General features: G+C 60.8%; 21 protein-coding genes. All 21 read right to left on the bottom strand.

The window, feature by feature from the left end; translation table 11 throughout:
- Position 1: 1 nt before the first annotated feature.
- Positions 2-433 (bottom strand): NlpC/P60 family protein, encoded by a 432-nt coding sequence (locus K2Q04_RS09215; RefSeq protein WP_291162275.1) that lies wholly within the window; start codon positions 431-433, stop codon positions 2-4.
- Positions 433-1,014, bottom strand: coding sequence for a phage BR0599 family protein (locus K2Q04_RS09210; RefSeq protein ID WP_291162272.1), 582 nt, complete (start codon positions 1,012-1,014; stop codon positions 433-435). The genes K2Q04_RS09215 and K2Q04_RS09210 overlap by 1 nt, the downstream gene beginning before the upstream one ends.
- Positions 1,011-1,718, bottom strand: a complete 708-nt coding sequence (locus tag K2Q04_RS09205; RefSeq protein WP_291162269.1) for a DUF2163 domain-containing protein — start codon at positions 1,716-1,718, stop codon at positions 1,011-1,013. Before K2Q04_RS09205 ends, K2Q04_RS09210 begins: the two co-directional genes overlap by 4 nt.
- Positions 1,715-2,923, bottom strand: a complete 1,209-nt coding sequence (locus K2Q04_RS09200; protein WP_291162266.1) for a DUF2460 domain-containing protein — start codon at positions 2,921-2,923, stop codon at positions 1,715-1,717. Before K2Q04_RS09200 ends, K2Q04_RS09205 begins: the two co-directional genes overlap by 4 nt.
- Positions 2,923-4,023: a hypothetical protein gene (locus K2Q04_RS09195; protein ID WP_291162263.1), complete on the bottom strand. Its 1,101-nt coding sequence runs from the start codon at positions 4,021-4,023 to the stop codon at positions 2,923-2,925. Before K2Q04_RS09195 ends, K2Q04_RS09200 begins: the two co-directional genes overlap by 1 nt.
- A gap of 34 nt (positions 4,024-4,057) precedes the next feature.
- Entirely contained in the window at positions 4,058-9,649 is a 5,592-nt protein-coding gene (locus K2Q04_RS09190; protein ID WP_291162260.1) for a phage tail tape measure protein, read from the bottom strand.
- Between the two features lie 9 nt (positions 9,650-9,658).
- Complete coding sequence (locus K2Q04_RS09185) at positions 9,659-10,057, bottom strand: hypothetical protein (protein WP_291162256.1); 399 nt, start codon at positions 10,055-10,057, stop codon at positions 9,659-9,661.
- A gap of 20 nt (positions 10,058-10,077) precedes the next feature.
- Positions 10,078-10,572, bottom strand: coding sequence for a hypothetical protein (locus K2Q04_RS09180; RefSeq protein WP_291162253.1), 495 nt, complete (start codon positions 10,570-10,572; stop codon positions 10,078-10,080).
- An 86-nt stretch (positions 10,573-10,658) separates the two neighbouring features.
- Positions 10,659-10,847 carry a hypothetical protein gene (locus tag K2Q04_RS09175; protein ID WP_291162250.1) on the bottom strand — a complete coding sequence of 63 codons (189 nt, stop codon included), beginning with the start codon at positions 10,845-10,847 and terminating at the stop codon, positions 10,659-10,661.
- Between the two features lie 60 nt (positions 10,848-10,907).
- Positions 10,908-11,231, bottom strand: a complete 324-nt coding sequence (locus tag K2Q04_RS09170) for a hypothetical protein (RefSeq protein WP_291162247.1) — start codon at positions 11,229-11,231, stop codon at positions 10,908-10,910.
- The gene (locus K2Q04_RS09165) at positions 11,231-11,584 is read right to left on the bottom strand and encodes a hypothetical protein (RefSeq protein WP_291162244.1); all 354 of its coding nucleotides are present in this window, start codon (positions 11,582-11,584) and stop codon (positions 11,231-11,233) included. The genes K2Q04_RS09170 and K2Q04_RS09165 overlap by 1 nt, the downstream gene beginning before the upstream one ends.
- Before the next feature lie 157 nt (positions 11,585-11,741).
- Positions 11,742-13,346 carry a hypothetical protein gene (locus K2Q04_RS09160; RefSeq protein ID WP_291162240.1) on the bottom strand — a complete coding sequence of 535 codons (1,605 nt, stop codon included), beginning with the start codon at positions 13,344-13,346 and terminating at the stop codon, positions 11,742-11,744.
- Between the two features lie 29 nt (positions 13,347-13,375).
- The gene (locus K2Q04_RS09155; RefSeq protein WP_291162238.1) at positions 13,376-14,143 is read right to left on the bottom strand and encodes a hypothetical protein; all 768 of its coding nucleotides are present in this window, start codon (positions 14,141-14,143) and stop codon (positions 13,376-13,378) included.
- Positions 14,144-14,175: 32 nt separating this feature from the next.
- Positions 14,176-14,436, bottom strand: coding sequence for a hypothetical protein (locus K2Q04_RS09150; protein WP_291162235.1), 261 nt, complete (start codon positions 14,434-14,436; stop codon positions 14,176-14,178).
- Between the two features lie 94 nt (positions 14,437-14,530).
- The gene (locus tag K2Q04_RS09145; protein ID WP_291162232.1) at positions 14,531-15,046 is read right to left on the bottom strand and encodes a hypothetical protein; all 516 of its coding nucleotides are present in this window, start codon (positions 15,044-15,046) and stop codon (positions 14,531-14,533) included.
- The gene (locus tag K2Q04_RS09140; protein ID WP_291162230.1) at positions 15,043-15,696 is read right to left on the bottom strand and encodes a hypothetical protein; all 654 of its coding nucleotides are present in this window, start codon (positions 15,694-15,696) and stop codon (positions 15,043-15,045) included. The genes K2Q04_RS09145 and K2Q04_RS09140 overlap by 4 nt, the downstream gene beginning before the upstream one ends.
- Before the next feature lie 7 nt (positions 15,697-15,703).
- Complete coding sequence (locus K2Q04_RS09135) at positions 15,704-16,282, bottom strand: hypothetical protein (protein ID WP_291162227.1); 579 nt, start codon at positions 16,280-16,282, stop codon at positions 15,704-15,706.
- A 3-nt stretch (positions 16,283-16,285) separates the two neighbouring features.
- Positions 16,286-16,822: a hypothetical protein gene (locus K2Q04_RS09130; protein ID WP_291162224.1), complete on the bottom strand. Its 537-nt coding sequence runs from the start codon at positions 16,820-16,822 to the stop codon at positions 16,286-16,288.
- Between the two features lie 83 nt (positions 16,823-16,905).
- On the bottom strand, positions 16,906-17,880 hold the full coding sequence (locus tag K2Q04_RS09125) for a phage major capsid protein (RefSeq protein WP_291162221.1): 975 nt from the start codon (positions 17,878-17,880) through the stop codon (positions 16,906-16,908).
- A 36-nt stretch (positions 17,881-17,916) separates the two neighbouring features.
- The gene (locus K2Q04_RS09120; protein ID WP_291162219.1) at positions 17,917-19,212 is read right to left on the bottom strand and encodes a hypothetical protein; all 1,296 of its coding nucleotides are present in this window, start codon (positions 19,210-19,212) and stop codon (positions 17,917-17,919) included.
- Entirely contained in the window at positions 19,193-19,867 is a 675-nt protein-coding gene (locus K2Q04_RS09115) for an XkdF-like putative serine protease domain-containing protein (RefSeq protein WP_291162217.1), read from the bottom strand. Before K2Q04_RS09115 ends, K2Q04_RS09120 begins: the two co-directional genes overlap by 20 nt.
- Between the last annotated feature and the right edge of the window lie 69 nt (positions 19,868-19,936).

Below are 19,936 nucleotides of genomic sequence, written 5' to 3'. Positions count from 1 at the left end.
GTCAGCCCTCCGTCGTGTCTGGCAAGCAGTAAATCGCCATCAGGCGCCGCTCCCAGAAATCGTCATAACCGTGCTCGACGACCTTCTGGTGCTTCGACCAGGCGTGAATGAGCGTCAGCCTGGCGCTCGTCTCACCGATGATCGCGAAATGCTGCGCTTCGCCTCGAGTGCTGCCCCACATTATGGCAATGTCGCCTGCAATTAATTGCATACGCTCTTGCCGGACGAGCCATTTCTCACAGCCGATGATCAGCTGGTTGCCCGAGGGCGAGGACGAGTAATTCGACGGGATGTCTGACTCGTAGCCCAAGTCCCGTGCAACGGCCCACGTGAAGCCGATGCAGTCGATCCCTCTGCGGTCGCGGCCCTGGTGCCGGTACGGCGTGCCGAGCCAATCCCTGGCGGCAGCAACGATCTCCGATCGCTTTGCCATCAGCTGCCTCCGCTGTCTTGCTTGGGCTTGCCCTGCTGCGAGAAGTTCGGCGTTGCGAGCGCCTTTTCTTCGGTCGGCATATCCGGGAAGCCACGATGATTGTGATTGTTATTGAACGTCACCTTGCAGGCGGTCCGCGTCTTGGCACAGCCCTGCACGACCTCGAACGTGTCGCCTTCGACGATCTCGAACGGCGTCGCCTCAAACAGTTCTAAGTTCGGTGCCGGCAGCTTCTTGTAGGCGTGCACTTCGACCTGCAAGGCGGCATTCTCACCGGTCAGCCACTTAAGGACGCCGTACTGAAAGAAGTCATCGGGATACGGGCTCAGGCTTTGCGCCGAGAAGTTTGTCCGTCCGAAGACACCCGTCACTGTGCTGGTGATACGCCGCGCCCTGATCGCCTGCCACGTTATGCCGTTGGCATCCGTGAACGTCGCCTTATCCGTTGTCGGCCAAGCAGGCTCCGCACCGGCAGAGATGCCGTACTTCATATCGAACGCACGCGTCGTCACAACGCGGGACATGCCTTTGCCAGGCTTGTAGTTGTCGATCGGTTCGTTACCGCCGCCGCCAAAGCTCATTTCAGACCGTTCGCTTTCTTGATGCCGAGAAGCTTGTCGTAAATCTGGTTCGAGACTTCGCCCTTATTGACGCTCGACTTCACCGTGTTCGGCGCATTCGTGCAGACGTACCAGAAGCCATTGGGCGTCGTCGGCTTGACTATGTCACCGATGCCGGCTTCCTGGTCGATCTTGGCGACGTACACCTGACCGGCTGCCCACTTCGGCGGGTCGAGCTTCACCTTGCACTTGGCGTCACCGAGGTCCGCTGAGCATTCGAGCGTGTAGAAATCTCCGAACGGCTGCTGCAGCGTCTGGAGCACCGAGCGCAGCTCCGTCTCGAAGGTCTGGCCTTTGGTCGTGATCGTGCCGAACTTACCGCCGCGGATCGGAACGACGCCCCACTCCGGCTTGTCGGGCCTGATCCAGAAGAACTTGACCTTGGCGTTGTCCCAGCGCCCGCCGAGCAAGTCACCCTTCGTGATCTGCTCGTTCATCAGGGCGACCGTGTTGACGTTGTCGACCGAGAAGTTGTTCTTCGACTGCACCGAGGACGTGCTGAACGGATTGGTCGGCGAGTACGCTACGCCTTCGAACGTGAACTCCGTATCGGCCGTCGTGAAGCCGAGCTTCAGGCCGTCTCCGCGCTCGACGAGCCATCCAACGACGATGTTGGACGACTTCGACCGCAGCTCATCGAAAATCTGTGGCGAGATCCGTTTCATTCGCTCTGCGGCCTCACTTCCACGAGCTTCACATCGGCTGCGCCACCGATGCCGTAATAGTCGAGGCTGACCGGCAGGCGGTCGGTATCGAAGCGCACCGGAACGTAGAACTCGAAGCCGGCCGTCAGCACGGTCCCAGCCTTCGGAGCCGGATGCACCATGACGTTGACGTCCTTGAGCGCCGTCTCGACGGCACCAAAAAGCAGCGGAGCTGTGAACGTCATCTCGTTGCGCGCGGCATTGATCGTGCCGATGACGAGCGCGTCCTTCTCCTGCGAGTTGTTGAGCGGGTTCACCCAGCCCCACGTCACGATCTTGTCGCCAACGCTGAAGCCAGCGAAGATCGACGGCACGGTCGAGATGATCTTCCAGGTGGGACCGGCTACGTGCTCCATGTGGACGTTCGTCAGGCCCGACACGACGAGCGGCGACGTAAATGTCACCTTCCCGGTATTCCGGTCGACCGTCCAGTTCAGCACGCGGTTGCCGTTGACGCCGATCTGCACCGTGCCGTCCTTCGGCTTATAGATCGGCCGGTAATTGGCGTATTCAGCCATCGGCGTCTCATACTTCTTCTGAAGCTGGAACACCTTCGTGAGGCCGTCTCCGGTCCCGAGCGGCTGATCGGTCCAGTGCGTGTCAGGCGTCGAGCGCGCCTCCTCGCGAACAGCCTGGGTCGACTTATAATCGGTGTTATCGAGGTACAGGAACGAGTACAGCCGGCCCTTGACGGCACGGAAGAATGCGATCAGCCCCTGCAGCTGCTCCATCGTTCTAACGCCGTAGGCAACGTCGTACTCCATCAGCGGCTGGGACCAGCGCGCGTTACGCTGATCGTCACCGCTGTCGACAACCGTCACATCGGTCGTGAAGCGTGTCGCTCCGATCGAGCTGTAGCTGATGTCGAACGGGAACACTTCATAGACCAGCATCTCAATCCACCTGAAATCCGGAGTCCTCGAAAACATGACCCGCGCTTCGATGGCGGACACGTTGAACAAAAAGTTGCGAGGCCTGACGCCGTTGCCTGGATCAATAACGCTGCGATCCAAGCGGCCCATGGCCTGGCACTTAACCTCTGTGAACCTGCGGTTCGGCTCACCACTGTTGCCGAGCGCCTGCGCCTTGACTTCGGTCACCCGCGTATTCGGCGGTGGCGCCTTTCCAAGCTGCCGGCTCTCTACGCTCGTTACGCGTCCTGACATCAGGCGACCTCAAATCCGACGACGAGAGCTTCAGCCTTCGCCTTCGTCCAGCCGGTGCCGTCCGGGCATTGTTCGAGGAACTGGTTCTTCGTCGTGTACTGCACCGCCAGCGGTTGAACGGCGCCGCGCGCCTCGTGCGTCTGGTACTGTGTCACGCACTGCAAGGCCGAGGTGCCCGGTGCATCCTTCTTTGCCCTGACATGCGTCGAGACGGCGAGCACGTCGACGATGTTGGCCGGAAGCGCGTCAATGCCGAACATCTCCCGGTCGCCCAGCGTGTTCGTGTACAGGTAGCTGACGTCGTCATCGGGCGGAAATTCATCGACCGCCGCGTAGTGACCGACTTCACCACCAAACTGCGAGAGCGAGTTCGGCCCTTGGTCAGAGACTACCTTGACCGAGTGGACGATCACGTCGCCCTGGAACGTGTTGAAGCCGGAGCCGAGCGTATCGCAGACGTACAGATCGTCATATCTCTTGACCGGGTTTTGCTGCGTGCCGATGTTGAACTCACCAGCCGGTGTGCGAAACCTGATCATGTTGACCTGGTTAGGCGTCGTCATCTGGCTCGTTTTGCCGTCGAACTGAATGCACGTCTGGCCCTCGACTTTGACGATGATCGTCCCTTCCGTCTTGTTCGGGCGGTAGCGAATTTCGAGATACTGCCAGACGTTCGGGAAGATGATGTTCGGCCCCGAGGCGGCAGTAAGCGTCGTACCGCCGTCAGCCGAAAGCGAGATGCCACCTTCGGCATTCGCATATACGCGCATCTGCGGCGTGACCGTGCCGAGACGGTCATCGAACTGGAACTCGATGATGTTTGCGAGGTCGGTCGAAGTGAACTTGAAGGCGAACCCAACGATGATCTCGTCCTTCGGAAGGAAGGCGAGTCTCCAGTCGGACGGGGTGCCCAAGCTGTCCCATGTCATCCACAGAGACTTGCCGTAGCCGGTGCGCGTGTCGTTTTCGACGCCGACGCCCTGGCAGAACACATAGCCGGAGCTGAGCATCAGCGTGTTAAAGGCGGCATTGTTGTAGACGCCTCTAGCCGCGACTACTGGTCCGTAGCTGTCAAACCCGTCCATCCAAATCAAGGCCATCGTCGTCTCCGCATTTTGCAATTAATTTCACAAACTAGCCGTTGCGTCGAGCGGCTCTGTTCATTTTCTGGAAGGCATCCGAAGTCAGCTGACCTTCCGAGCGGCGGAAGCTGCCGGCGTCGTTGGCGTTGACCGTGATGTTCTGACTGATGTTCGAGACGCGATCCCCGCGGCCGCTACCGTTCGATACGACCTTGCTGAGCGTTGCGACCTGGTTCGACAGGGCCGCAATCTGGGCAGACGGCTGGGCCGAGCCACGCGTCATCGCCCGTTCCCCGATACCGAGGCCCGAGGACTTCCCACCGACTTCACCACCGCTTGCGAACTTCGGCATGTCGCCGGGCATATTGTCGTTGTTGATGGCGTGCAGCAGCGGCAGGTTCTTCTGCGCCGAGGCAGCGTTGACGATGAACTCGCCGTTCGACACCTGGGCGAGGATCGAGTCTGACGTGCCTGTACCCTTGCCGCTGATCTCGCCGCCTTCAGCGAAGCCGAAGAGACCACCAAGTCCTCCGAACAGTCCGCCAAAGCCGCCACCGCCGCCACCCATGCCGCCCATGCCGGACATGAGCTGCTGGACGAGACCCATGATCGACGAGCCGAAGGAGCCGATGCCGCCCTGCACCTGGGACAACGGACCCATCAAGCCACCGAGCGAACCACCTAGGTCTCCGAAGCCACCCGTTGCACCACCGGCCGAGGAGCCCGCCATTTGCGCGCTGGAGCCTGCCGATTGGATTTGCGAGCCAGCGGACTGGAACTGCGATCCGGCCGACTGTGCCTGCGTTCCGGACTGCTGAGCGCTCATGCCGAGCTGCATGTACGAAGGCGACGCGGTCGTCGCGGCGGTGCCGGCCGACTGAGCTGACGTGCCTATGCCTTGAATGCTGGTCTGAGCCTGCTGCGATGCCTGCCCAACCGTCTGGGTCGTTTGCTCGAGGCTCTTCATCGGCTGAACCGCGGTCTGAACGGACGTGCCGGTCTGCTGCATCGTCGTGTTCAACTGCTTCATCTGCTCGTTGACTTGCGAAGTGTCGACACCGGCCGCACCACCGGCCATGTCCCCACCGAGGCCGTTCTTCTGCTGATAGAGCTGGTAGCCCTGGCGCCACTGATCGTCCGACATCGGGTACTGACGGCCGGTCTCCCAGCGCGCCTGCTCCTTCGCCAGCATGATGGCGCTGTCAGGGTTCTTCGTGATGTCGCCAAGGCGCGTATCGCCCGTGACGCCCATCTTGTTGGCAAGCGTCCGCGAGTAAGACGACGAATTGTTGCCGCCAGACCAGCCGTAGATCGCGCTGTCGAGCGACTTGTTAGCGTACTTCGGCTGGTTCAGCAGATCGAACTGAGCCGCGGCACCGGCTTGCGGCGTCGGGAACTGGGCGATCTTGTTGCCCTGACCATCGCGCAGCGCTTGGCCCGGCAGGTCCGTGTACTTGCCCTTCTGCCAATCGGCCGGCCACATACCGCTCGGATTGTTCGTGCGGATCGTCGCCGGGATCGAGCGGTCATAGGCGTTCGGCGGGATCGCACCCTTCGTCAGAGCGTCCAGGCTGCCCTTATCGAGCTGTACCGGCTGAGCCTGCGAAGCGGCGGTCGGCGCTTGCGTGACGCCTTGATCTTTCAGCCCCTGCTTCTGCTTGATGAAGTCGGTGATCGTCTTGCCTTCATCAGGCTCCTTGTGGCCGGGGTTCACCTGACCGTGGCCGTAGACGTTCTTGAGGCTCGGATACTCCTTCTGAAGCTTCTCGTAGAGCTGCGCGGTCGCAACCTTCTGCGCTTCAGTCACGGCCTTGTCGTTGGCCGCCATGACTTCGATGCCGATCGAGTTGTCGTTCGAGACACCCTTCGGGGCACCGAGCGACTGGAACGGATGCCTCTGCGTGTTGAGGTCAGACGGCAGCGTGTGCGAGGCCTTGTTGTTCGGCTGCGGCGTCAGCTGCGAGACCTTGCCTTCACGGTCGACCGTGTACTGCACGCCGAGACCGCGCGCATTGAGCACGTTGTTGAGCTGGTCAGGCGTCTTGATGCCCGGACCCGTGTGGTGGACGACAAAGTTCTCGGGCTTCATCGGAGCGCCGAACCTCTTCAGGCCGTTGACCTGCTGAATGTTCATCGCCTCTGAACCCGCCGCAATCTGAGACGGAGCCGTTGCCGGAATGGGCTGTGCCGGCAACGCTTTCAACGCATCACCCGACATGTCCTTCAAGACCGGGCTGGTCGCCTTTGTCGCTTCGGCAGCGGCCTGCGTGAACGCGGACGACGAGGCAAAGTTCGGCAGCTCCGTCGACGCGACCTTCGTTGCGGCATCGGCAAAGGCCGGGGAAGCCGCGAAGTTCGGCAGAGCGGTCGTTGCTACCTTCTGAGCCGCGTCCGTAATTGCCGCCTGAGACGGTAGCGCGCTCGCGGCCGAGGCCGGAGCCAAGGACGGAATAGCCGACGACGGTCCAGTCGACGACAGGCTCGAAGCCGGCGGCAACGGCGAGAACTGCGGGGTCTGCGCACCCTGGTTGATCTGGTTGTTAGACGGCGCGAAACCGCCGGTCCCGGCACCCTGTACCTGGCCGTTGATGATCGCCGTCGTTGCGTTGACGGTCGCTTGCGGCGCGTTGATGCCGGACTTCGACAGCTGTTCGATCTGGCTGAGCGCGCTGTTCGCCTGGTTGGTCGCCGCCTTACCGGCCGGGTTGCCCGCGCCGAGGATCGACTGCGCCATCATCTGGCGGACGCCCATCGAGAGCATCTGCTTGCCCATGTTCGCAAGCATCTGACGGAAGCCGCCACGCTGGCCCGACAAAGCCCCGGTGATCGCGTCGGCAAGACCGTCGGCGAAGTTCTCCTGGATCTTGTTCAGGTTGTCTTCGATCGTGCCCTGAGCCTTCGCCCAGCCCTGCAAGCCCGAGTTGTTCGCCCGGTCAGCCTCGACCTTCGCCTTGGCGTAACGCTCGATCTGCTCATTGAGCTGCTTCGTGAGAACGACGCCCTGCTGCTGCAGCGTATTCCGCTCCTGCAGCGCGATCTGCTCGATCTTCTGCTGGTCGCCGTACATCGACGACAAACGCAGTTCATCACGAAGGTCCTGAATGTGCCTCGTCGTCGGGTCGTTCTGCGAGCGCTGATAGTTCAGACGCTGCACCGACGTGCGGTACATCTGCTCGCTGATCTGGTTCTGCTGCCGCAGCACCTCGAGCGTCTTCAGTTCCGACTGGTAGCGCTGCTCGGCCTGGCCGCGCGGATCTAGCGAGTTCAGGAGGCGAACGGCTTCGGCCTGCTGGTTGTACGTCGCCAGCATATCGACGAGCTTCTGCTTGTCGGCATCCAGGAGCTTGCCGTGCTCGCGTTCGAAATCATTGATCTGCTTGATGATGTCGGCGCGCGACTTCTCCTGCGCCGTGACAGCGCCTAGCGAACGGACCTGATCCTGGATCGTCCGCGCCTGATCGATAAGCGCCGAACGCTGCTGCGACTGCTGCAGCAAACGCATCCGCGAGCTGATCTCGGCGGTAATTTTCTCTTCTTCGATACCCGTCCGGTTGGCGGTGTCACGGATCTCCTTGCGGATCTCCAGCTCGTTCTTGGCTTCCGCCGTGAGCGCCTGTGCTTCAGCGATCTGGTCGTTCAGGCTTTGCGTCTGCTCGAATAGCGGGTTCTCAGCGATCTTCTTCTGGTATTCGTAAATCTTCTCGGCCCGACGGACGTCTTCTTCCGTTACCGTGAGCCCGCTGTTTCCTTCAACGAACGACTTGCCGCCTGCCGCCTTCAGCTGCTTGCGCGCCGCTTCGAGGGCGTTATCCTGCAGGTTCAGGTTGACGCGACCTTCGATCTGCGGAGACAGCGACTTCAGGGCGTTCAGCTGCTCGGTGTTGAGCGTGAACTTGTGCTCCGTGCCGCCGAGCTTCTCCTCGATCTTCTTCTTGGTGTCCTCGAGGCTCTTTTCATCGGGCTTCACGCCGATCGCCGGCTTGTCAGCTTCGCTGGCGAACCAGCCCTTGACCGTGTCCTTGATGTAATTCCACAGGTCGGACAGCGCCCTGCCAACGTACTCGATAGAGTTCGACAGCCAGTCGGGCAGCAGGGTCTTGAGCTTGTCCCAGTTCTCGTAGATCAGCACGGCGGCTGCCACGGCTGCAGCGGCGAGCGCGCCCCACGGATTGAACGTCATAATGACGGCGCGGAGTACGCCGAACGCCGTCGTAATGCCGCCGATGAGGCTTGGCAGTATGGCAAGCGAGGTGCTGACGATCGCCTTGATCGCATTCCACCCGGAAAACGCCTTTAGGACGCCGAGCGCAGCCGGACCAAGCAGCTTGATAGCGCCGACAGCAGCAGCGATGCCCGGCCCGATAACCGCCAGCGACGTGACGATCGTTGGACCCCAGCCGGCTGTCACCTTGTCAAACGCGCGGAACGCTACGTCGACAGCGTCCAAGGCGGCCGTAATCGGCGTAACGATGGCGTTGTACAGCGGGGCGAGCGCCTTGCCGATGTCACGGACGACACCCTCGAACGCGCGGGTCAGGCCCGCCGTTGAGCCGGACGTCGACTCCTGGAAGTCACCGAACATCCGGTCGAGCGTGCCGCCGCCCTTCGACCCTTGCTTCGCTAGCGCAATCTTTTCTCGGACGGTGTCGATGTTCTCGGACAACGACGTGAAGACGCGGTTGTACTCGGCGCCTTGCAACGTCAGCGAAGCCAGCAACGGGGTCGACGACCCTTCCTTGTTCGTCTTCTTGATCGCCTCGAGCAGGACGAGGAAGGCTTCCTCCGGCTTGGACTTCAACAGGTCCTGGAGCTGCTCCTGCGTGACGCCGGTCGCTCGCGTAATCTGCTGCATGCCCTGCGAACCGGAGAGCGCGGCGTCCTTCAGCTGCGTGAAAGCGCGGCCGACAGCCGTACCAGTGACCTGCAGCGGCAAGTTCACCTGAGCCGCAGTCGCACCGAGACCGAGCAGAGACTCCGACGCAATGCGGAACTGTGCCGTGTTCGTGCCGAGAGACGATGCAAACTGAACCAGTTCTTCGGCGGTCGCCTTGGTCTGCGGCTTGACGGCGGCAAGAGCGTTACCGAAATCGGTGACAGCCTGGCCGCCCTTGTGCTCGAGCTCGCCGGTTGCGAACAGCATTCGGCCGATTGCAGTGACGCCGTCATCAGTGACCTTCAGCACGGTAGACAGCTTGGCGGCATTCGACGTGAACGTCAGGATGTCCTTGGCGCCACGCAGGCCGAGCTGGCCCGCGATCTCGGAGAAGTGCTCCAGCTTGTCGACCGGTACGATGTTCAGCTCTTTGCTGAGCTTGTTGAACTCGCCCTCGAACTCAGCCAGTCCGGCCTTCGTCTGGCCCGTGGTCTGCGCGACACTCGTCAGGCCCTTCTCATACTCGGAGAAGGCGGCGATGCTGGTCTTCGCGACCTTGTTCGAGGCCCAGACGCCAGCGAGAGCGCCGGCGGCTTCCTTGGCCTTCGCAATGAGCTGATCGAATGACTTGGCGGCGCTATCGTTCGACTTGCTGAGAGTGTCGGACGTCTTGGCGGTCTGGTTGACGGCGTCGGACAAGCGCTTGAAAGCTGCGGACGCATCGTCTCGCATCTTCACAAGGAACTCGAGCTCTCCCGCGCTTGCCGCCACCGTTGACCCTCACCTTCTGCGGGCACCGGGCTTGTTCGCTTCACGCGATTGGCGCCGTTGCTCCCGTTCTCTCTCCTCGCGATCGCATTCTGCGTTCGCTTCTTCGATGATCCGGAACAGCTGGATCATCACGTTCGACTGGTCGACGATCGCTCCCTTGTCCGGCAGATGCCCCTTCGAGAACATCGAGTAGAACATCAGCATTTTCGACCAGGCGGCCGGGTGTTCGCGTATCGTTTGCCGAGGGCAGGCGAAGCTTTCTTCATCCCCCAGCGAGACGGACAAGTAGGCTGGCTTGACCCAGTTCTCCTTGCCGTCCGGTTCGTCTGGATTGGGAGTGCGCCAACGTTTGGCCTCGCACCCCCATTCCTTCTGTCGCGTGCAACCGGTGCATTGCCGGTCGGGCATCCGACGGATCGCGCTGATGCCTAGTCGGAGTTTTTTTCGTCGTCCTTGGTGACTTCGGACTTCTCTTTGATCTCGCGGGCGAGCTCGGCGATCAGCCGGTTGCCGAGATGCTTGAGCGTCTCGTCGGACGCCGCGTCGTACTCGCGGCCGTTGACGTGCGCCTTCACAGGCTTCACGACGAGGTCATTGCCTTTCTCGTCCTTGAAGTTCTTGAAGTACGCGAGGCCAAACTTGACGGCTTCGATGTTCGTCTGGTTGACGCGCGTGTGAATGCCGATGTCTTCCGAGCCCTGCTTGCCGGTGAGCGTCGAGGCGTTGTCGTAGATGTGGCCCATCAGGAACACGTCGAGCGGCTTCAGGCCGAATACGGTCGCACCTTCCTCGATCGTGACTTCTTCCTTCGTGCCCTTGGCAGGATCTTTGGGATCGACCGGTACCGTCTTCTTGATCTTGCTCGGGTCGGTATCCGAGACATGCTCGAACGTCTCGCTCAGGGTCAGCGCTTTAATTGCCATGATCTGCCTCCAGGGCTGTTGGCGGTTGTCGATGCAGCACCGTACCCGAACAGCCGACATTTGCAATTAATTGCACATCGGGTGGCTCACTCGTGCGCCGGGACGTTCACCTGGAGGGTCTTGTCGGCGATCGCGAAGATCACCTTGGCGGGAGCATTGTCCTTCGCCAGCTGGTGGGCGGAGGAAAACGTCAGCTTCGCGGCAATCACCTCTCTGGGTGTGCCGTCGCGATCAAACTTCTGGACGATATAGACTTTGGTGACGTAGCCGCTCATTGCGGCATTCGGCGCTGACCTTGCTCTTCAGGTCAAGCCGGGCGGGTCACTCAGAGGCCACTAGAGCAGGTTGTCTTCTGAACCCGGATGCGTTGCCCAGGTGGCGTTCGTCAGTTCAGCGATGAAGGCTTCCATCCTGGACGTGCCGAGCACAGCCTTGAGCCTCGCTGCTATCGAGCCGCACTTCTCGATGACGTCGACTTCGATCATCTGCAAGAGGTCTGCATCGGTCTTGTACGGCTTAGCTGTCGTCTTATTCCAGCAGGTCGCCAGCTCCCGTTGGAGCGGCATGGCTTCAGCTTCCTGCTCCTTGCCCATCGGCTCGAACTCCTGAGCGATGGCTGGCGTCGCAAGCAGGATCAGTGCCGCTGCAATGTTTCTCATTAGGCGCCTCCAATCCAGTCTATCGTCGGCTTGCATGTCGTTTGGTCGTAGTAGCCCATGTACTTGACGAGCTTCCAATCGATCTTGTCGCCGTTGGCGATCACCGTCCAACGATGCTGGCCATTCTCTTCACAGTTGGAAATCGTGACCGTGTAGGCGTGCGTCCCTCGCTTCTCGCGAATGTACTCCTCGACCGCGGCCAAGCCTTTACCGCCAGCTGCAAAGCAAGGATGTATATCGCCCTGCAGAATAGGGTCCGGCTTCTTCAACTCCTTGTAGATGCCGGTGACGAACCAGGCCACACCCGCAAGGACCACCACTCCCTTAATCGCGTCTTTTGTTTCCTGCTTCATGACTAGCTCTGTACCGTTCAGACGTTGAAACTTCCTTTCGTCTTAAAGTCGGTCGGTGCCGAACGAGTGCAATTAAATACCCCAAATTATACTTACCTAAAAATGAAGAGGCCCGGTTTCCCGAGCCTCTCACAATTCTTGCAATTAACTGCACGACTTACATGAAGAACAGCATGAACTCGTCGTTACCGTTGTAGCGCGAGAACTTCAGCTCTGCATCGTACGACAGGATGCCGTCGCGGTCCTGGTAGGTCAGGCCGGTGTACTGCGTAGACGGCGCTACCATCCACACGATGTTACCGGCGTTCTTGCCCACGCGCATCTGGAACGGCATGCGCTTCGCAGCGCCGAGACGTCCCCAGAAGTCGTGGTTGGCGACGCTATCGGCTTCAGGATCGATGCCGCCCTTCGGAGCACGCGACGTAATACGTGTACCGATGTAGCCTTCAGCGCTCGACACGTCGGGCCGGACGTTGATTTCGTTCGCCTGGTCGTAGGTGAACTTGGCAACGATGGCGTAGAAGTTGTCGATACGCAGACGGGCCAACTCGACCTGAGCGGGCAGTGTCTTCTCGTAGTTCGGCACCGCGAGCGGAGCGTCGATCGGATCGACCCACGTACCCGTGAACGTCCAGTTGATCGACGCGTACTGGCCGGCTTCTGCCGTGATCTCGAATGTACCGAAGGCGCCCGGCATCGTGTGCAGCACGCCGTCCTTGTTCATTGCGAGCGTCACGGACTCGAAGTTGTCCGAGACCGGATCGAGACGAAGGCCGATAGGCAGGAGCCAGAAGCTCCAGCGTTCTCCGACGACCAGATCGCCAGTGAAGGTCGGCGTCAGCTCGAGGCCGTTGTCGACAGTTACCGGCTGACCGCTGGTGACGACGAACGGGCCGTACGTGTGAGCTGCCTGCCTCGGCGAAGCGGCGACAACGACCTGCACCTCGGCATCACCCGAAGCACCTCCCGTTACGACTTCGATCGCGTAACCGATGAAGTCTGTGTTCGACGCGACGTTCGTGCCGCCAGCGAGCGTAGTTGCTCCCCAGACCGCGTCTGTGCCGGACGAGGCCACAGTGAGCGCGTTACCGGCCGAACCGGGCGAGACGGCGGTTACCGTGAGAGCGGTTGCGGTAGCGGTCGCACTGACAAGCGCGTGCTTGACGGTTGCAGCGGCGTAGGCCGTACCAGGCATGCCAGCGCCGTTGATGGCGTTGAGCAGGTTCTGGATCGTGTCAGCCAGAGCAGCGCCGATGAGGACGTTGCCGGCCACGTTGGTGAGCGCCATCTGGAACGTGTAAGTCTTGCCCGCAACTTCCACGGTGGCAGCGTCGTCAGGCTGAGCCGTGAAGGTCAGCACAGCCGTTGCCGCCGTACCCGAAGCAACCGCCCAGTCGACGACCGTGCCATGCTGGCCGATCTGGAATGGACCGTGGACTTCAGGCGACTTGACTTCCGTCATCGAGTAACCGCAAGCGCGGAACAGGCGGGCGATGATCGGCGCATCGGCAGCATTGCCGGTGGCCTTACCGTTGCCGCGAAGCTCGGTCTGGAACGTCATCGACGCGAGCTTACGGCCGAGCACGACGGCTTCGGGCGAAAGGTCGGGCGTCGCGATGTTACGTTCGAGCGTCGTCGGGTTGATGGTGTACTCGGGCTCAGCGACCAGGAGGCCGTCGTCGACACCGAGCGTCTCCGGGACGCCGTAGGCGCTTTCGATCTGGGCCTGAACGACTGCCCGTCGCGTAAGTTTAACCGACATATCTCAGTTCTCCGTTTTCGAGCGAGTTGTTACTTGCCAGCGACAACTTTGAGCGGCGCGACGGCGAGCGTGTCGACGCGAGCGACCCAGAGTGCTGCGATGGTTGCGACGTCGTTCGCGGTCTTTGCCAGGAACGCGTCGGCATCAGCCTTCGATAGAGCGACCGAACCGGTGGCGGCGGCAGCGACCGCGGTACCCGGCGATAGGACGCCAGTTGCCGAGATCGGAGCTTCGACGTCCGTCGGGATCGCGGGGGCACCGAAAGCAACGAGCGTGTCGTTGACGCCTTCGACGAGGCGACCGAGGTTGGCCGAGACCTTCTCGAGGACTGCCTTGGCGCTTACGAACGAAGCAGCCGAAGAGCCGCTGGCGCCCGCGACCGACTTGTCCTGTGCCGGGATCGTGCCCGCGGTTGCGACGGTACCTGCAGACACGAGGTTCGGCAGACCGACGACAGCGCGGAGCGTGTTCGCCCGGCCGGTGATGACGGCCATAGCGTTCGTCAACTTGCTGATGGCAGCGTTGAACGCCGCGAGATCGGCACCGAGCGAACCGGTTGCAGCGATAGCCTCCTTCGGAAGCGCAGGAGAGCCGACGGCCGTACCTGCAGTACCGGTCGAGTTGTCGGTAAACTTCAGGCCAGAGATGGCGAGCGACTCGTCAGCGATAGCCGTTCTGACGGCGATCACCGCGTTGTCGGCTGCGAGGCCGCGCAGGATGGCTGCAAGAGCGTCCTTCTCACGGCCGAAGACCTTCGACGTACCGACGAAATGCGAACTTCTAACTTTGATAGCCATTTAGGAGCACCTTTCCTTGGTTGGTGCGGCGGTCAGCACTTGATGCGCTTGCCGCCTCCGATGGACCGATAGACGCCGCCTGATCCGTAGCCGTCGCCGTTGTTCTGGCTGACGGGCTGCGGTGCAGTAGCGGCTTTGGCGACAGGCTTGGGAGCCGGAGCAGGCGCTTCGACTTTCACGGGTTCAGCCAAAATGATGTTCGGCAGGAACGGCTCGTCCACGAGCGTGGGTTCGGGCACTTCCTTCTCGAGCTTTTCTTCGGGCTTCTTCGCTAGGCGAACAGGCTTGCGCACGGATCTCTCCTCGCTGTCTTGACAATTGCAATTAATTGCAAATGCACATACAGCGCAACGAAAGTCACGGCGTCCGGTGCGTAATCGGCCCAGCTCAGATTATGCTGGCGTCTGGATCTCTCGGATCGAACTGCGAGTGGCGGTATTTGACCACGATGAAAAGCACGCCGACGATCGAGCGGTCCCCGAAACTCACGAGGTCGATCTCGTTGTTGACGAGCTCCGTGTCGATCGCGAGACCGGTCCACTGCTTGTCCTTCAGGGCGAGGCGCTTGACGACTGTCATCAGGTGCTCAGCCATGACCAGCGGATCGTCGTCGCCCTTGTTCTTCGTCGCCCGGAACTCGAGGCCGATCTGCTGATCGCAGACGATGAACGGGAACAGGTGCGAGTGCTTCTCAGGTCCCGGCACGATGCCGAGCGAGTAGCGCTTGCGGTTGTCCTCGTCTCCCAGCGGACCGAGCGCCACGGTCGAGAACTTCAACGGCCAGTCCGCCGGACCTGCCACGTAATTCGGATCGGTCGTGTCCGGCACATCGATCGCCTTGGCGGCGTCCTTGATAGCGTTCAGTATGCGCAGCCTGATGCTGTCGCCGGTCATCGTCGTCATGCGCTCGCTCCTTTGAGCATCGCCTTCACTACTTGGTCTGCAGCGCGGTCAACGAAATACGGGATGCCCGCGTCGAGCGTCGTCCGCATGCCGAGCCGTGGCGGGATCTTGACCTCGGTCTTCAGCACGTAAAGCGGGACTACCGACGAGCCCCGCCTCTGGAAAATGATCAGGTTGCCGGCACGGCTCTTGGCGACGAACGTGTGCTGCCAATCGCGGGCCGAGCGTTTCAGGGGTACGCCGCGTCCATCGAGAGCGGCAGGCAGAGGGACGGTCAGGAACTTCGCCGACTTCGGGCGGATCGTTGCGCCGTACTCGTGGACGACACCCGGGAATGCGGCGGCTATGTGGCCTTCGATATTGGCCCACGCCGTACCTTCGACGCGGACGGAGCCGAGGATCGAGGCCGTCAAGTTGCCGGACCGCCTAGAGAGCGTCTGCTTGCCGGTGCCGCCCGGCCAGGGGCTGCTGTGACGGTCGGCCAGCGCCTGAGCGACCGACTGCAGGAAGTCCTTGAGTTCCGAGCTCAGCACCTGCGCCGAGCCATCCCAGCTGGCGCTCAGCTCCTTGGCGAAAGCCGCGAGCCCCTTCGACGCCGCGTTGAAACGCTTGTTGCGGAACTCGAGTTGGAAACTGATGTCTGTCGCCACGTCGGCCTCAGATCGGCAGAATTGCGGCGGGTGCGTATCGGATGTGCGAGTTGATCAGCGAGGCGTACTGCTGGTCGAGCAGGTTGGTCTCGAGGCTGATACCGGCTTCCGTTACCGCGGGCAGCTTGGCGACGAGGAGCAGCGTCTTCAGCTTCGCCGCTTGCTGCAGCCAGGCCGGAACGTCCTTATACGTGTCTGCCTCTTCGCCGTTCTGTTCGTCGGACTTCTCAAACCCGCAGGTGTACGTGAACTCCACGATCTGCTGGACGTAGAACGTCGAAAAATCCCGGGCTATGCCCTTCTCCTTGTCGAGGAGCATGTTGGCTGGGCCGCCGGTGATGGCGGGCGTATCGGCGATGAAGCCGGCACTCAGCAGAAACTCGGTCCGCCGGTGCGCGCCTTGCACGAAGCTCGGCTCCGGCACCCAGAAGCGGTCGGTGACTGTCTTCCGTTCAAACGTCGTACGAAGAGTTGAGGCGATTAGCGTCTCGGCAGCATTCAACGCCATCGTAATGGCGGCGTTGATGTCCTTCATGTCGTCGAAACCGATTTCTTCGCGGATCGTTTGAACGGAAGTCAGCAGCATGGCTTAAGCCTCCATAGCGCCTTCGGTGGTCGGGTCCTTGACGTCGGCGCCGGCCGAGGCCTGGACACCAGGAACACCGTTGGTGAGCGTCTCAGCGGGCTTCGGCTCTTCAGCCTTCTTGTGCTTGATGACGACGCCGGGCTTCTTCTCTTCGACCTTCTTCTCGTCGGTCTTTTTCTCTTCGACCTTGGCGGGCGCCTTCGGAGCCTTGATGCCGAGGGCGCGGTCGACGTCGGCCTGCACGACCTTCTGGCGGAGGACTTCCGAGATCGCGTCGGCGGACGGAGAGCCGTAGTCCGTGAAGTTCTTCTCCACATCTACGTCGAGCGAGTCTGCCGCTTCTCTGATCTTGACGTTCATAGACTTCGGCGGAACCCTGACTGGCTTCGGGGTCTCGTCGCCGTAGCCGCTCACCTTGAAGCGGTCGTCGTGTGAGAACAGCTCAGCCGTATCGTCGTCGACCTCGAGCTCCCTGCCTTTTTCGTAAATCTGGCCACCGACGTTCAAACGCCGATGCTTCTTCAGTTCAATCGTTGGCATCCTACACCTCCAAAAAACAAGGCCCAGAGTACATGACCCCGGGCCTTGTTGCAATTAATTGCACAATCGTCAGACCGCTAAGATCAGACCGTGCCGATGTTCGTGTATTCGACGATCGCTTCCGTCTCTTCGATCTGGAAGTCGATACGGGTCGTCAACACGATGATGTAGACGCGGGACGTGATGTCCTTGTCGAACTCCATCGACACCTGGCGCTGAATGCCGAAGATCAGGTTCAGCGGGTCGGTGTACAGGCCCTTGTCTTCCGGCATCATAGCGACGCCCTCGATCGGAGAACCGTAGGCGAACGTCGGAGACGTGCCCTGGGTCATCTGATCGCCGAGTGCGGTGCCGCGGTCAGCGAGCGTATCGCGGTACTCAGTCTCGTTGTTGACCGAGACGAAGTGACGGATAGCAGCCTTGTTCCGCTGGTACTGCGACGGCAACGTCTTCAGGCCCTGTTTGAAGATCGCCTTGGAGATCGACTCTCCTTCGGCGTCGACAACGTTGCCGTCAGCGTCGGTACGCTTGAGCCAGCCGTCGAGCTGAGCGAGGTACGCCTGGTCGTCCGCGTTGGACGACGTGTAGTTCTTGTCTGCGAGGAGCGCGAGCTCTTCGATGTCGAGCGCGGCGCGTTCGGCGATCAGGTCGATGATCGTCTGACGGAGGCCCGACGGACCGGTGTTAGACGACTCGTTGTTCGCTGCAGCAGCGCGCTCGATGTTGTCTTCCATAACGTCGTACGGGATGCGGACTTCCGCGATCTGCTCTTTGACGTCGAGCTCGATCTGTTCGGTCGTCGGCTTCGCGCGCTGCGCTTCGGTCAGAGGAACTGCCGAAGTAGCTTTGCGCAAGATGCGCGAGCCGAAGCCGATCTTGTTGATCTTACGCTTCGGAGCCGTCATCTCAACGACGCGGCAGACGCGAACGAGCGTCGGCTGCTTGATGAGCTTGCGGATGAACGACGCGCCCTGCTCGGGCAGGAGTTCGCCGCCATCAGCCCGCAAGTCCTCGATTGCGAGGTCCGCCTTGCGGAGGAGACTGGAGTTTGAAGACATCTATGCTTCCCCTTTGAGGTTAAATACGCCTCCGCATTAAGCGGTTCTGCGAGAATACGCCGTGTCCAAGAGCGGGATGGGTGCGTCGGCCTTCTTGACGTTAGCCGCGTCTCCAACAGTTTCGTTGAACACAGTGCCGTGCAGTGCCTCGTCGGTCTTCTTGGCCTGGACGGCCACCTGATCGACTCGGTCGCTCACCGCTGCGACGTCTTGCTTGACGGCAGCAATGGCTTCGTCCACCGACTTGCGCAGTGCTGCGATTGCCTCGAGCACTTTGCTTTCGTCGGTCTTGACTGCAGGAGCTTTCGGGCCGCGATCTTCTGCGCCGGCACCGCTCTTGCTGTCGTCAAGCTCTTGGTCCTTGTCCTTGTCTGTTTCGGAAGACTTCGTAACGGCGGGGTTTCCTTCCACGTCGTTCGATGGAGATTTCTCACCAACGTTCGACTTGCCGCCGGAAGCCGGCGGTGTGGCATTGCCCTCAGCCGGGTCTTCGTCGATATTGTTGTCGGGGCGCTTCGTGCCGAGACTGGTGTCGGTAGTCGTGCTGCCAGCGACCGGATTTTCCGATACTGACTCACCCTTCTTGGCCGGCTCCGAGACTGACACTTTCTCGGCGTCGCGCTCAGTCTTTGAAACTTCCGCATTTTCAAGTTCTGCGGCTTCAGAGGCCGATGCGTCTGCTTTAGCTAGCGAGCCTGCGCGAGAGACCTCGACATCGGCTTTGAAGGCTTGGACTGGGAGACCGTTGGTCAGAGCGACCAGATACGTTTTCAATTCATCGACGGCCGAGCCGACGTCTGCGGCAGCGTCCGCGGAGCTTTCCGCCTCGTACAGGATGTTGCTGACAACCGACTTGAGCACGTCGACCGCGACGCAAGCCGACGAGTAAAACCCTTCGGTCGCAACGCGCTCACTGAACGACGTCGAGTCGTAATCAGTGCCGAACGCCTTCTTCAAACCGCTCACCAGGAGACCGACTTCTTCGGAAACCTTCAGGAGAGCTGCACCTTCGGCCGACTCTGCGTCAGCCTTGGCAAACGAAACGATGCCGTCCTTTTCGGACTTGGCGAAATCTTTGAGCTCGAGACCGGCAGCGGCGAAGATCGCGGCAACCTTTGCAAGGTCGGCTCCCTTCTGCACGATGGCGGCGACGATCTCTGGCTTAGGGTCGGCCTTCTTGAAGAAACCCCGGCCGATCTTGTGCAGGTCGATCATGTTACCGTCCTCTTTTGTAATCCGAAACGGGATGCGATTGGCGCCCCGCTTGACCAGCGAAACGAAATTCACGTCCGCGCCGAGTAGCTCGTTCGCTTCAATTTGATGCTTGGACATTCAGGATGCCTTCCACGAACGAGAACCTGTGGTCATGCCCGCTGCTCTTCTCAGTGATCGTGCCGCGAGCAATCTTGTGTACGTGCCCGTCCGGACCGGGACTGGTCGTGCCGCCAAGGAAGTTTCCTTCGTTGTCGAACCGGACTTCGAACGTGTGACTGTGACCGTCGTTCTCTTCGGTCTTGCCCGTCAGCACCTGGGGCATCTCGATCTCGAGTACCGTGGGGACTTGCACCGCCGCGCCGTCGAGCGAGAACCCGTTGAGCTCTCCGGACTTGACCAAGTTCCAGATCTCGGGATCGGGGATTTTGACTCCCAGCACCCAGCTTCCCGGAATGAAGGTCTTGTCATCGTCACGTGCGATGAAGCTTTCGACGACGTAGCAGCCGCTAAGTTCCTGGTTGTGGTTCAGGTCGATATTGGCGACCCGGCCCTTGCGCAGAAACTCGTGAGCCATGTTCTGGATCGTCTCGACACTCATGAAGTCGCCCTGACTGTCAGGGAAACCGGGAGCGTAGACTTCTCCGAAAACGAGCTGCTGTTCCTCGTCCAACTTCTTAATGGTGACGGATGTGTTGCTCTCTTGGACAGCCGAAACCGTTGACTTGCCGGCATAACCAGCGACGCCACCGTTACTAGCAGTCTTAGCGAGCACGCTTCTCCGCCCCCATTCATGACGAATGTCACGCCGGACGTATCCCATGCGTTCTGAGCATTTGCAATT

Source organism: Hyphomicrobium sp., assembly GCF_019753045.1.
Classification (GTDB): domain Bacteria; phylum Pseudomonadota; class Alphaproteobacteria; order Rhizobiales; family Hyphomicrobiaceae; genus Hyphomicrobium_B.
Note: the sequence above shows the minus strand (reverse complement) of the source record. Positions and strands in the feature narration are given on the sequence as shown.